Below are 13,294 nucleotides of genomic sequence, written 5' to 3'. Positions count from 1 at the left end.
GCGTATTTTAAAAACGACCATAATGGAAGCCAACTTCTTGATATGACACAGAGCGCAAAACGCTTCTTATGGATGATTTGTGGCTTCGTTGCCTTAGCGCTTGGCGTCGCAGGAATTATTCTACCTCTATTGCCGCATACAGTGTTTCTTTTGATTGCAGCTTTTTGTTTCTCACGCGGCTCTGAACGATTGCATTCTTGGCTCATCAATCACAAGCATTTAGGTCCCCCCATTCGTGACTGGAATGAACATGGTGCCATCCCACTAAAAGCAAAAATAATTGCAAGCATTATGATGGCTGCGACCCTTGGAACCGCCTATTTATTTCACGCTCCAAACCCAGTCATCATCGCGCAAATAATTATACTTCCTCTTGTTGGTTTATTCATATGGAGCCGCCCCAGCGGCCCCAAATCGTCAGCAGAAACCTAAACAAGACAAGCCAGCCCTCACCTGAAAATCATGCAAATAGGCTGACATGAGCAATAAGTACGATAATTTTGGGTTTGCTTCTAAACCGCAGGGCCAGCCGGAAGCTGCAATGTGATTTTCACGCCAGGTTCGTCTGAATCATCAATGACAAACGTCCCCTTTAATCCATGCATAATTTTACGGCATAAACTCAATCCAATACCAGCCCCTCGAAAACCTTCCTTGGAATGTAGTTTTTGAAAAACGCTTGAATAAGCATCAGAGGGTAAATACGAAAATCCAGCGCTATTATCTTGATACTCAATCACCAAATTATCGCCCTCTTTTTTTCCAAAAATCTTCACTTCCAATAGAGCTTTATCTTTGCTGAATTTTATGGAGTTATCTATGAGCTGGTAGAGGACTTCACTTAGCAATTCAGGATCGCTCCATACCTGTTCAGCGCAATGCAGTTGTATATTTAAATCGTCTGCCGATATTGTATTTTTAAGGCGCGATTTCACCTTTTCCAAACATAGCGACAAGTCAATTGCCTTCAATTCTGGTGCTTGCAAATTTAACCGAATATACTTCACCAATGCCTCAAGCTGCTCATTCATATTCCGGCCACTTGAACTGATGATATTTAGATATTCCAAAACCTCTTCAGGTATCTCGTCTACTTCTGTCGCTAATTTTGCAAATTGGGTGATATGACGAACAGGTGCCCGAACATCATGCGACAATGCACATGCAATCTTGGACATCTCATCAGAACTAAATAAAGATGCCTCTTCTTCAGTTACCAAGTCTTTATTCATCCCAAAACGAACCTTATTATCGTCAACAACGATATGTGGCGATTGATCTGGCAACACCATTGTCGATACCATTATCATCTTGTCAGAAGAAAAATCGAATTCTTCCTCTAGCTGAAACACCCCTTTTGAGCAGAGTGGATCGCCGTTTTTGATACTTTTGACAGGCCAATCGAATTTAGTTGCGAGTAACCTAGACACATCACTCAAACAACCAGCCGATTTTGGTTCACAAATAACAATAGCATCTTTTAAGGGATCAAAGCTCGATGCTGAGAGCTGTTCTACTACCTCAACTTTTTTTTGAGGAAGCATAATGAGCCATAAATTATAGATTTGTTTCAACTCATACCCCGACATTGTATACGATCAACAAGTGATCACTATATCCATTTCAAAACGCTGTGTTTTATAAGATTTCTCTACATAACCATTTCGCCAGCAACAAAAAAAGCACTCTATTCTGAGTCTCGACTTCGTCCAAATACAATTAACAGATGCATATTGATTTGGCTTTTCTGTTTCTTGCTTGTACGTATAGTTGAGTATGATTCTTAAATTCCCAAGTGAAACTGAATGATAGGAGATTGCAGCACTTGATAGGAAAGAATAATCAATCTTCCAAGGTTAGTTTTTTTAACAAAAGCTTCCATTTACATGGAGCTTTTACTTTCCCTTTGGTGATTGCTGCCATCGGCATCTTAGCTGCATCGTGGACCGGGATGCACTTTCGAAAGCAGAACCTCCTAATAGCAAGTGATTTTTCTCAAAAACGATTTGAATTAACCATTCATGAGATCAATGATAACATCCATATTAGTGTTGACATGCTGACAGCGCTGAACAGTATGTTCTTGTCTTCGGAGCAAGTCGACCGTACCGAGTTTGACACATTTGCGAAAAAGCTGATTGAACGTCATTCCTTTATTGAAGCGCTAATTTGGGCACCTAAAGTCACCAATGAAGAGCGACAAAGTTTTGTACAATTTGTTCGCGATGAAGGGTATGAAAACTACGCAATTAAAGAAGCAATGAATGGGATTCCCATTGGCATCTCTACTGAAAAACCCTATTATTTTCCAGTGCTTTATCAGGAGCCGACAACGCCGCATAACGAAAACATGCTAGGGGTAAACTTTCTGAGCAGAGAACATCTCTCTCTGGCTGTGCATTCGGCTATCGAGAACGGAACCCCTACAATTTCAGAATTAATTAAAATGCCGACACAAGAAAAAATAAGCCCTGGCATTCTCATATTTCACGCAGTTCCCGTAAACATTGCTGATGCAACATCTCCAGTCGCAGGTGTAACGGCACTGGCCGTCAATATAGACAAATTATTTGAAGAAGTATTTGCACACTTACACGCAGATACAGTGATTTCAATTCATGATATTACCGAAAATGGAAAAGCTGATCCAGTTTATACAGCCACACATCAAAGTGTAGAAACTTATGACGCCTTTAAATCCACTTTTAAGGTAGATTTTCTTAACCGTTCTTGGGAAGTTTCCCTCACACCAACAAAGCAATCCATTGATGAAATTAAAAGTATTGAACCTTGGTTGATCTTCTTCTTGGGGTCAGGCTTTGCAATTTTTAGCGCAATTTCGATTGCTCGACATTCTAAACAGCGCGAAATTGTTGAAAAATTGGTGCTGTCACGGACAACAGAATTAAAAACTGCAAATTTAGAACTGGAAGAATTTGCTTATAGATCCTCCCATGATTTGCGCTCACCTTTGATATCGTCCATTCGACTAATTGAAATCGCAAAAAGCTCAATGCACAGCGGAGATTTAGATACCGCCGATGTAAGCCTTTCTCATGTGGAACAATCTCTTACGAAGCTCGAAAATCTGGTACGAGATATTTTATCACTCACCAAAACAAAACATCAGGCCGAAGAAAATCGCCTTATAGACGTTGAAAAATTAATAAAGCGGTCTATCGAGCAAGTTGCACATTTGGAAAATTTCGAACGTGTCGATTTTCAAATTGAATTAACGCACACTGCAGAACTTCGAACAAAAGAATCTCGATTTAATCTTATTGCAGAAAATCTAATTTCAAATGCAATCAAATACCAAGATACAAATAATAAATCTTCATTCATCAAAATTTTAACATCGAATAATGACACCATGTTCAAACTTGAAGTTATCGATAACGGCATTGGAATTCCCGAACATAAGAAATCCCAACTCTTTCAAATGTTCCAACGCTTTCATGGCAATGTGTCTTTCGGCTCCGGCCTTGGATTGTACATGATAGAAAAAAGCGCCGCACTGATGGGGGGAACTATCGAATACTGCGACACCCATAATAATACTTGCTTTAAACTGAAAATACCGCTCAAATAACCTCTATTCTACCACACTTGTCTTGCTAGCATTGATAAAATGAAAATAGAGCGCGTTCTAATAGTTGACGATTCCAATGCTGATTTGTTTCTCTCGGAACTTGTCATAAAAAAACATGACAAAAATATTGAAATCCAAACAGCATATAATGGTAGAGAAGCTCTAGAGATTTTAGATAGTTTAGATGTTCAGCCGGACATAATATTTCTTGATATCAACATGCCTGAAATGAACGGGCACGAATTTCTTGAAATCTATAATCAAAGAACCGATCAAACATCGGTGGTCATTATGTTGACTTCGTCTGATCAAAAAATTGATATCGAAAAAGCGACTGCATACGATTGTGTAAAACACTTCTTTACGAAGCCGCTTGATGAAGACGATTTGAAAATGCTGGCATTAGAAAACTTTTCGTAACCGTTTTCTTCTCAAGACATTGCTCATCACAACGGAATACAAAACACAATACTTTGCCAGTATTGCAGCACCATCAACACAGTTTTACCCAAAATATTCAGCACGAATATGACAATGTTTGCGGAGATGAACCGCTCATTCTTGATATTTCAAGCTTCAAATTTCATATGAAATCGTGACACTCTCTTCTCAAAACAACACCAAATTTCTGTTGTCCAAAGCACGTCCCCCCCTTTCTAAAACTGCTTTCCTTTTCTCAACACCAAGAAAAAAGGCTACCCACAAAATGGGCAGCCTTTTCTTTTAATACTCTAAACGGAGGTCTTGTTTAGAATTTGCGGTTTACAGTCACGAATGCTGTACGTCCACGGAGGTCATAACCACCTGACAATGGAATGTTACCGCGACGATTAGCAACACCTGTTGAGATGTATGGAGGATCTTCATCGAAAACGTTCAAGAAACCACCTACAATGCTCCAGTCGTCATTTTGGTAACGTACTGATAAATCATGAGTTAATGTTGAATCTGCATCCACGATGTAACGAGCAGCGCGACCAAAGTAAGTTGAGAACTCATCTGCATAAATTGCGTTGCTAGTTTCGTGAATGTAGTCAAACAACCAAGAGTAAGTCCAGTCACCGCGTTCAATACTTACGCGTCCATTACCAACCCATTCTGGGTCACCAATTGTTCCTGAGAAATCATCTGTATCGAACCCAGATTCAGCATCAGAATCGAACAATAGCGCGATATCTTCAGTTGTTTGTGTTGCTTGAAGTTCAAAAACCATACTACCGAAATCAAAGTCGTGATTGTAACGAATTGTATAGTCAAAACCAGACGTTTTCTGTTGGTTCACGTTCAAGAAACTATCCGTAACCGTTGCCACACCGTGGTGAGCAAGTGCGTTTGCTGGATCATTTGTACGCGTAAACAGATCGCAGAAAGCGTTCGGGAAGTTGTTAGCTCCGTAACATCCTCCAAGAATCGCACCTGCACCCAAGCTACTCACCTGATCATTCACTTCAATTGAGAAGTAATCAATCGCAATAGAAAGGTCAGCAAATGTTGGCGTAAAAATAACACCTATAGTTTCTGACTCAGAAGTCTCAGCTTTAAGGTTACCAGCTCCACCACCTGATGTGATTGTGGCACTTGACGCTGCACCATTGTAGTCATCTGGAATACCATCTGCCGCACAGTTTGTGCGAATGTTGGCATTTGTTGAGTTACCCCAATCGATACAAGGGTCAATTGAAGATTGAGATAGGAAGGACGTTTGGCTACCAAGGTATAGCTCATAAAGTGCTGGTGCACGGTATGATGTACCTTTAGAACCACGGAAACGTACTGACGGGATAACCTGCCAGTTCAATCCAGCCTTCCATACATCACCTGTGCCGTAAGAAGCATAGTTAAATGTACGTGCTGAACCATTGAATGACAATTCTTCAAATCCAGGAACACCTTTTAAGATAGGTACTTCTAGCTCTGCAAAATATTCAACCACATCATCTTCACCCTTGGTTACAAGCGCGGAACTTGAACCCCAAAGGTCTCCATTGATTGAAGCTTCGGATGGTTGGTCATCAATCGAGAATTCCCGCGCTTCAAAACCAACAGCTAGACCGACCTCACCAGCTGGTAATTCGAAAATAGGACCAGAAGCAACCGCTGTGAACAAGGATTGCTCATAAGTTGTCTCACCCTCTTCATAGCTGGAAATTGCATCATACCATGACATGTCAGCGCCGCTTAATGCTTCTGGTGTGAACAGGTCATAAGTTGGTGCGAAAGAATAACCTGGCCCTTCTATGCCATAATTGTAATTCCAGTCACCTGATTTAGAAACCAAGATCTGGTTTCCGCCATATGTACCTTTTGATTTAGATGTCACAGCATCAAGGGACCAAGTCCAATCAGGTAACAAACCACCAAAAGTACCATCAACACCTGTCGCTAAGTTGTAATAGTCGACATTAATTTCACTATTTGACGGCGCAATCGCCACTGGCTGAACGAGGGAGCCAAGTGGGTTTGTGAAATCACTGTCTGTGCCATCAGCGTTTAAATATCCGTAACCAGAACCTGCAAGAGATGCATCCGCAATGATTGGGAAGAATTGACGCCAGCCTTCAGACTTTGTTTTACGCGAGCTATATAATAGTTCCGTATCCCATGTGATGCCGCCAAGAACATCAAACTCGAAGTTGGATGACCCGTATAATGTCAACAAATCCATAGCGTTGTATGCGTCTTCAGTTAGAGCATATTCACTATTGATCACATCTTCGTAAAAAGCCACACCACCAGCGTCATCATAACGACCGTTTGCACGTGGACGATAACCTTCTAGACCACCGATAGTTACACCATCTGGGGATGGTATGTAACGGTCTCCGGTAAAGAGATCGATGATTGTGTTGTGATAAACGTTTCCACTGGAACATGATAGATTTGTACCAGCTTGGATAGAACGGTCTTCACGATCAATATTTTCACCAGTTGTGGCGTCATAAACATTGTCATTTGGACAAGAAAGATAGTCACGGTCTCCGATTGAGAGATCTTTACGCTTGGTGTATTGAGCCGCTAGAACGATGTTACCTTTATCAAAGTTTAAACCGTAAGCTCCATCAATTACCAGAGATTCACCACCACCTTCTACAGGCTGATTATACTGAACTGTTACTTCAGGGCGATCAATCGATGTTCTTGTTATGACGTTTACAACACCTGCAACAGCATCAGAACCATAGATTGAAGAAGCACCATCTTTCAGGATATCAACACGCGTGATGACAGAGCTAGGTAGCACGTTCAAGTCAAATGAACCGACCTGACCACGAGTACCCGCAGGTCCTGGACGACGTCCGTTTAGAAGAACAAGTGAACGGTTTGCACCAAGGCCCCTAAGAGACACAGAGTTAATACCTGTACCACCCTCAACAACAAACCCACCAAATTGGTTATTTAATTGAACGGAACCGGCTGCAACTGATGAACCCTGAATAATTTCAGCTGTATCAACCAAACCTTCCAGAGTCGCGACTTCCGCTGTGATTACCTGAATAGGAGATGTTGATGTGAATTCATCGCGGCGAAGTAACGAACCAGTTACAACAACACGATCCATACGTTTTGTATCTTCAGCCGCTGGCGCTTCGACAGCGTCAGGTGCGGTAGTCGTTTCAGTTTCTTGAGCGTAAGCTGAAGTAAACAACAAAGTACTCGCGGCTACTCCGGAGAGTAATAGCGACGTCTTCGCTTTAAGTAATTTCTTCATTTAAGTTAAAGACCCATGTTAATCAATATATATATTATTGATGAATGTTTGGGATTAGTTTCCCAGGATTTTATGTCAAAGAATGCCCCAATGACACAGAACTGCCACAAAGTTCGCATTTCAAATTTAATTTGCCAAGGTGTAAAAACTTAGAGAGGAACAAAAAAAGCTTCGATTCATGTCATTTGCTAGAAAATGTGACTAATTAGCTACAAATTATGCAAATTTTAAGCGCCACGAGCCGATATCACGATAGATATCGACTAATCTCTACGAATGTCATATTTGATATTTCTAAAATTATATGGAATGAGTCTGTCTGAAATTTTACGCATGTAAGATTTTGGAGTTTAAAAACTACACTTGCGGTTGCTATAAAACACAATCTACAAGCTGCATCTAATATTCTGGTTGCATTCCATAAAACGTTTCTGAGGTGAAGAATGAAATTATTAAAGTCTATGGCTTTTGCGTTTGCGGCGATATCAATAACATGGGGTGCAAACGCGCAAATTCCTGTCGAGGATTTAGGGCGATACCCAGCCATGTCTTCGCTGGACATGTCCCCTGATGGGAAATTTCTTGTGGGCCTTATGACCCCTCCCGGAAACGACGGAACAGACCGTGGTGTCGCTGTTTGGGATCTCACAAAACCAGGATCAGCGCCAACATTTACGCCATCCAATGACAAGATGAAATTCATCGGTGCATCCGCATTTAAGGCGGGTAAAATTCTTGTTCGTGCCAACCAAGCTTGGACTGGCGCGATGTATGGATGTATCGAAGGAAAGTCCACAGGCGCGACTAAAACCTTCATTCAAAAAACTTATATGACAGACATCAAAATGAAAAAGTTTGATGAACCTTTTGAGCCAGTTAAGACTGGAAATGGGATCTTAGAAACTTGCGCGAAAGTGTCTGACGTTGGTGGCATCGTTGCGGATCTACCGCTGGATGATACTAGAGTTGTCGTAAGCCGCGTAAGTAAAGAGTGGGAATTTACCGAATACCTCGTTTATGATTTGAAAAAGGATTCTTATAAGCTTATTTTTCGCGAAAACGCCACTGATAGCCTCGGATTGATAGATACTCGAACAGGCGAATTGTTGACCAAACAGCGTCTAGATAATCTAGCAGATGGAGAATATTATTTCACCACTCTCATTGTTAATGATGCAGGTGAGTTTGAAGAGCACAGCCAACTAACTTGGACATCTTCAAAACGCAATACAATTGATGTTGTTGGAAAAGATGAAACATCAGGTAAATATTATGTTGTGACTGATCAATTCAGCGATAAATCTGCGCTTTACATGTATGACGCAAAAGCTAAAAAGTTTGATGATCAACCACTTTTTGCGCACCCTGATTTCTCTGTCACAGGCATATCACTTGGCCGGAAACCTAATAACTTCAACAAACTGTTAGCTGTCTTCTATGATGCCGCGGATGAGGAAGTTTACTATGTTGATGAGGATCTTTATGCTATTCACGAAGGATTAAAATCAGCATTTCCAGGCAAAACGATCACTATCAGAGAATATACAGAAGACTTTTCCAAAGTCCTCTTTATAACCGGTAGCACAGTCGACACGGCAACTTATTATTTGCTACGCGACCGTAAGGTACCGGAACTCATTGGCGCGTCACGTCCATGGATTTTACCTCAGGACATCGGACCAACTGAACTTGTTTATTACAATGCTCGTGATGGAATGAAGATTCCGGCATTTCTAGCAAAACCTCCAGGTTGGAAAAACGGTGATGGCCCGGTTCCAACAGTTATTATGCCACACGGGGGGCCTTGGGCGCGTGATTATGCACAATCCTCCGGCGGCGGCGACACATGGGTGCACTTTTTTACATCTCGTGGTTACGCAGTTCTTAAACCTCAATATCGCGGTTCTCGGGGCTGGGGCCACAGTCTTTGGTTAGCAGGTGACAATGAGTGGGGGCAGAAAATGCAGGATGATAAAGACGATGGAGCTGCTTGGCTTGTTCAAGAAGGCATTGCCGATCCAAATAAACTCGTCATGATGGGATATTCATACGGAGGCTTTGCAGCATTTGCAGCAACTGTTCGTGAGAATAGCCCTTATCAATGTGCCATTGCGGGTGCAGGTGTTGCCAATTTAGAACGAGTAGGCGCACTTTGGAGCAATGACCGCATCCAGCGTGCTATTCAAGGCCACACTGTGACAGGCATGGACCCGATAGAGAACACAGATAAAGCAAACATTCCAATACTGATTTTCCACGGTGATCGCGATGTGCGTGTGCCACTTTTCCACTCAACTGATTTTTACAACAAAGTAAAAGACAAAGTGGATGCTGAATTGGTTGTTGTGAAAGACATGCCACACAGCAATCCTTGGTGGCCTGAAAACTTCAACACAAGCTTTAATGCAATTGATGATTTCTTGGACAACCGCTGTTTTAGCAACTAAAAAAACCTACGAAAAGGGCTTGGCATCAAACCAAGCCCTTTTCATTTTAAGCTCAGGGAATGATCCAGCAATTTATATCATTCTTCCTTCCCCACAGTCGTGAATTTAGGGATAAAAGCAATACCGGATTTAAGCGACCTTTTGATTTGGAATTTCAGATAAAGACTTCTATTATACAAATCGCATAGACTTAGTTCTGACTTCAACCGATGTATTGAATGATTACAGCCATGCATTAGAAATGAACGTCGCAAGTTTCATGGCTGATAGCTGCTTCAAAGGATGCGTGCACATTGTCTTTACAAGCTTGAAGGTCTACTTACTTTATTTGTTCAATTTTCTGAAAAATTAGTCAGACGAGATGAGATGGTGGTCTGGGGAGGATTCGAACCCCCGACCCCTTGATTCGTAGTCAAGTGCTCTATCCAACTGAGCTACCAAACCATTCATCATCTCGTCTGAGAGGCGGTTTCTATCGTTACCTCCCAAAGGATGCAAGTAAAAATTTCAAAAAGATCACTATTGAGTCAAAAAACTTCATCTAGCTCTGTTTTTTAATAGATTTATTCGCTTCAAATACGCCGCGTGCAACAGCGCGCGCTAAAGTCCCGGCCGCAAGCTCACCGAGTCGAGCGAGGACCAATGGATGAGGCTCAGGCAATGCTTGTTTTGCTGTCGACATAACAAATACCACATCCCCGTCAAATGGTGCAAAAACTGGACGTATCGCACGTGAAAGCCCCGACAATGCCATTTGAGCCACCCGCTTGGCTTGTGCTGGTGTTAAAGCGACATCTGTTGCAACACAGGCAATTGTTGTATTCTCTCTATCTGTAGAAGTCGATTGCATTGCTAAGGGATTTATCTTCGCCCCCCCCCAATCATCGGGATCAAGAGAGAAATCAGCTGGAGGCCGCATACCGCCAAACTCATTTTTAATTTCATAGGGAAAGGCCCAAAAAGCATCACACCCCGGCATACGTGTTGCACCAAAACAGTTTACACCAACAAGTGCTCCAATCGTCATTCCATCCAGCGTTACTACACTGGCAGATCCCAATCCTCCACGCTCATTGCCTGCACGGGCGCCAAACCCCGCACCAGCTTGCCCAATGGCATGTCCATCTTTTGCATTTAATGCATCAATATAAGCGGCACGTCCTAACGCTCTATAGGGCGTATCTTCCCCCCATTGCTTATCGCCGCCATTCGCAAGGTCATATAAGATGGCTGACGGGACGACAGGAGATTTTGGCACATTGGGTAAGTCCATCAATCCAAACCCCTCTCCCTTAGCGCCAAGCGCTGCTACAACACCATCTGCTGCAGCCAGTCCATAAACAGAACCACCAGAAAGAACGACAGCATCAACAGCATCTACCAGTTTGTCAGCCCCTAAAGCATCCGTCTCTCGTGTACCGGGGCCGCCGCCCGCAATTGCAGCAGCACAAACAGCGCGCGCATCAGGTAAGATAACCGTGCTTCCTGTGAGTACCTTTTCATCGTGTGAATTACCCACTTTTATTCCAGGCACATCAGTAATTAAATTTTTCGCGCCGACGCATGTTGTAGTCATAGGGTGCCTGTACTTATCTAAAGTCATAGAATTCTGGATAGAGATCAAATATCTATCCTGATATACCAATCATGAATAGATCAACCGAACTAATGACATTAAGGGACATCGATCAATATGCGCTTTAAACACGTTTTGATGACAGCCAGTTTTTTGACAGCGCTTGTGGCCTGCCAGATCAATGAACCCCATTCGGATTCAAAAAATGCTAGCGATGAACAGGTAATCTCTAGAGAAGCAAATGCACTCGCTACAGAGTCAAACTGGCGACTATCAGGTCAAGCAATGGCAACTGCAGCAAATCCGCATGCCGTTAAAGCCGCTGAAGCCGTATTGAAACGTGGTGGCCATGCTGTTGATGCAGCTATAGCTGCCCATGCTGTGCTAGGACTTGTTGAACCTCAAAGCTCAGGAATAGGCGGTGGTGGCTTCATGATGGTATATGATCGCAATAGCGGCACGACACGCATGTATGATGGACGCGAGACTGCGCCTGCCGCCATTGATGAAAACTTGTTCTTCAATGATGCTGGTGAACCGATGGATTACGTCACAGCATGGCAAAGCGGCAGAAGTGTTGGTGTCCCCTCAATCGTACGCACCTATGGCCAAGCTTATGAAGATTTTGGGATCGTTGAATGGAGCAGCTTGTTTGGCGCAGCTGAAAAGCTTGCAAGTGACGGATTTCCAGTTTCCCCCCGCCTCAATGGATTGCTTTCCAATGAACGCCTACGCGGCGCAATGAACCTTGATGACAATACAGCAAGTGCTGCCTATTTTTACCCTGACAACACCCCTTTAGAGGTGGGTTATAATCGCACAAATCCAGCCTATGCTGAACTGATGAAGAATATTGCGACCAAGGGCGCGGACTGGTTTTATGAAGGCCCATTATCTGACGCAATTGAAAAAGCAGTAAAATCCGCTGAAATTCCTGGTGCACTTACCGCTAAAGATATCCGCGCATACGAGGCTGTTGAACGCAATGCACTCTGCGGACCATATAAAACCTACAAAATATGTTCAGCACCGCCGCCGTCATCAGGCGGTATTACACAACCCATGATCCTCGGCTTATATGAGCGCTTTACTGAAGGTATGGATTTTTCAACATCTGATCATTCAAATAGCTTTCCATCGGATACACATTTAAAAGCTTTTGTTGATGCACAACGCCTCGCTTATGCTGACCGTGATCACTATGTTGCCGATACAGATTTCGTTACAGTGCCATCAGAAGATTTGATCAACCCCAAATATCTTGATGCTCGCGCGAATGACCGATTTTCAGCCTCACAATCCCCAACAGCTGGCGATCCCGGAGCGATATTGCACAACAAACCAATAATAGACATGTGGGGCCGTGACACCAGTGACGATAAACCTGGCACAACTCACCTTTCCATTGTGGATATCTATGGAAACGCTGTTTCAATGACAGCTACGGTGGAAAGCCCATTCGGCTCCTCCATCTGGGTCGAAGAAGGTGGTTTTGTTCTCAACAATGAGCTCACAGATTTTGCCCGCACGCCCCGCATAAATGGCAAGCTAGTTGCCAATGCACCAGCCCCTAATAAACGTCCTCGTTCGTCTATGTCACCAACTATCGTATTTGACGCAAACGATGATCTCTTCATGGTCACCGGCTCCCCCGGCGGAAACTCAATCATCGCTTATACTGCTAAGTCATTGCTAGGAGTGCTTGATTGGCAAATGGATGCTCAAGCAGCAGCTAATCTACCCAACATCATAGCTAGAGGCGATAGCGTGAATGTTGAGATTGGAGTTCCTGACGGTCAAAATGCTGCGACGACCTTGAAAGACGCCGGATATAACGTACGCGAGCGAGAAGGTGAAAACTCTGGTATTCACACGATTGTTGCCCGCTCCGATCATTTTGAAGGCGCTGCAGATAACCGGCGTGAAGGAATTGTCGCAACTGTCGATAATAGAGAATAATACAAATTTAA

8 protein-coding genes and 1 tRNA gene are annotated in these 13,294 nt (G+C 43.0%); 5 read left to right on the top strand and 4 right to left on the bottom strand.

All coding sequences use genetic code 11. The annotated features are described in order from the left end of the window. Positions 1-42 precede the first annotated feature (42 nt). Complete coding sequence (locus HBAL_RS04500) at positions 43-432, top strand: YbaN family protein (protein WP_015826738.1); 390 nt, start codon at positions 43-45, stop codon at positions 430-432. 80 nt (positions 433-512) lie between these two features. Here the strand turns inward: HBAL_RS04500 and HBAL_RS04495 are convergent, their stop codons facing one another. Then, positions 513-1,574, bottom strand: coding sequence for a sensor histidine kinase (locus HBAL_RS04495; RefSeq protein WP_159098031.1), 1,062 nt, complete (start codon positions 1,572-1,574; stop codon positions 513-515). A 221-nt stretch (positions 1,575-1,795) separates the two neighbouring features. Between HBAL_RS04495 and HBAL_RS16265 the strand changes: the two genes are divergently transcribed. Both HBAL_RS16265 and HBAL_RS04485 read left to right on the top strand, forming a co-directional pair. Next, positions 1,796-3,592, top strand: a complete 1,797-nt coding sequence (locus HBAL_RS16265; protein WP_159098030.1) for a CHASE domain-containing protein — start codon at positions 1,796-1,798, stop codon at positions 3,590-3,592. A gap of 39 nt (positions 3,593-3,631) precedes the next feature. Beyond that, complete coding sequence (locus tag HBAL_RS04485) at positions 3,632-4,012, top strand: response regulator (protein WP_015826735.1); 381 nt, start codon at positions 3,632-3,634, stop codon at positions 4,010-4,012. Positions 4,013-4,340: 328 nt separating this feature from the next. On the opposite strand, the gene HBAL_RS04480 is transcribed toward HBAL_RS04485, so the two are convergent. Beyond that, positions 4,341-7,301 carry a TonB-dependent receptor domain-containing protein gene (locus tag HBAL_RS04480; RefSeq protein ID WP_015826734.1) on the bottom strand — a complete coding sequence of 987 codons (2,961 nt, stop codon included), beginning with the start codon at positions 7,299-7,301 and terminating at the stop codon, positions 4,341-4,343. 443 nt (positions 7,302-7,744) lie between these two features. Here HBAL_RS04480 and HBAL_RS04475 point away from each other — a divergent pair, with 443 nt between their 5' ends. Then, a complete protein-coding gene (locus tag HBAL_RS04475) occupies positions 7,745-9,748 on the top strand; it encodes an alpha/beta hydrolase family protein (RefSeq protein ID WP_015826733.1) in 2,004 nt (667 codons plus the stop codon). 367 nt (positions 9,749-10,115) lie between these two features. On the opposite strand, the gene HBAL_RS04470 is transcribed toward HBAL_RS04475, so the two are convergent. Continuing rightward, positions 10,116-10,192 (bottom strand) — tRNA-Arg (locus HBAL_RS04470). A gap of 97 nt (positions 10,193-10,289) precedes the next feature. Next, positions 10,290-11,324, bottom strand: a complete 1,035-nt coding sequence (locus HBAL_RS04465) for a P1 family peptidase (protein ID WP_015826732.1) — start codon at positions 11,322-11,324, stop codon at positions 10,290-10,292. A gap of 117 nt (positions 11,325-11,441) precedes the next feature. Here HBAL_RS04465 and ggt point away from each other — a divergent pair, with 117 nt between their 5' ends. Further along, positions 11,442-13,283: a gamma-glutamyltransferase gene (gene ggt, locus HBAL_RS04460; protein ID WP_015826731.1), complete on the top strand. Its 1,842-nt coding sequence runs from the start codon at positions 11,442-11,444 to the stop codon at positions 13,281-13,283. The last annotated feature ends 11 nt before the right edge of the window (positions 13,284-13,294 follow it).

The organism is Hirschia baltica ATCC 49814, from assembly GCF_000023785.1.
GTDB lineage: Bacteria > Pseudomonadota > Alphaproteobacteria > Caulobacterales > Hyphomonadaceae > Hirschia > Hirschia baltica.
Note: the sequence above shows the minus strand (reverse complement) of the source record. Positions and strands in the feature narration are given on the sequence as shown.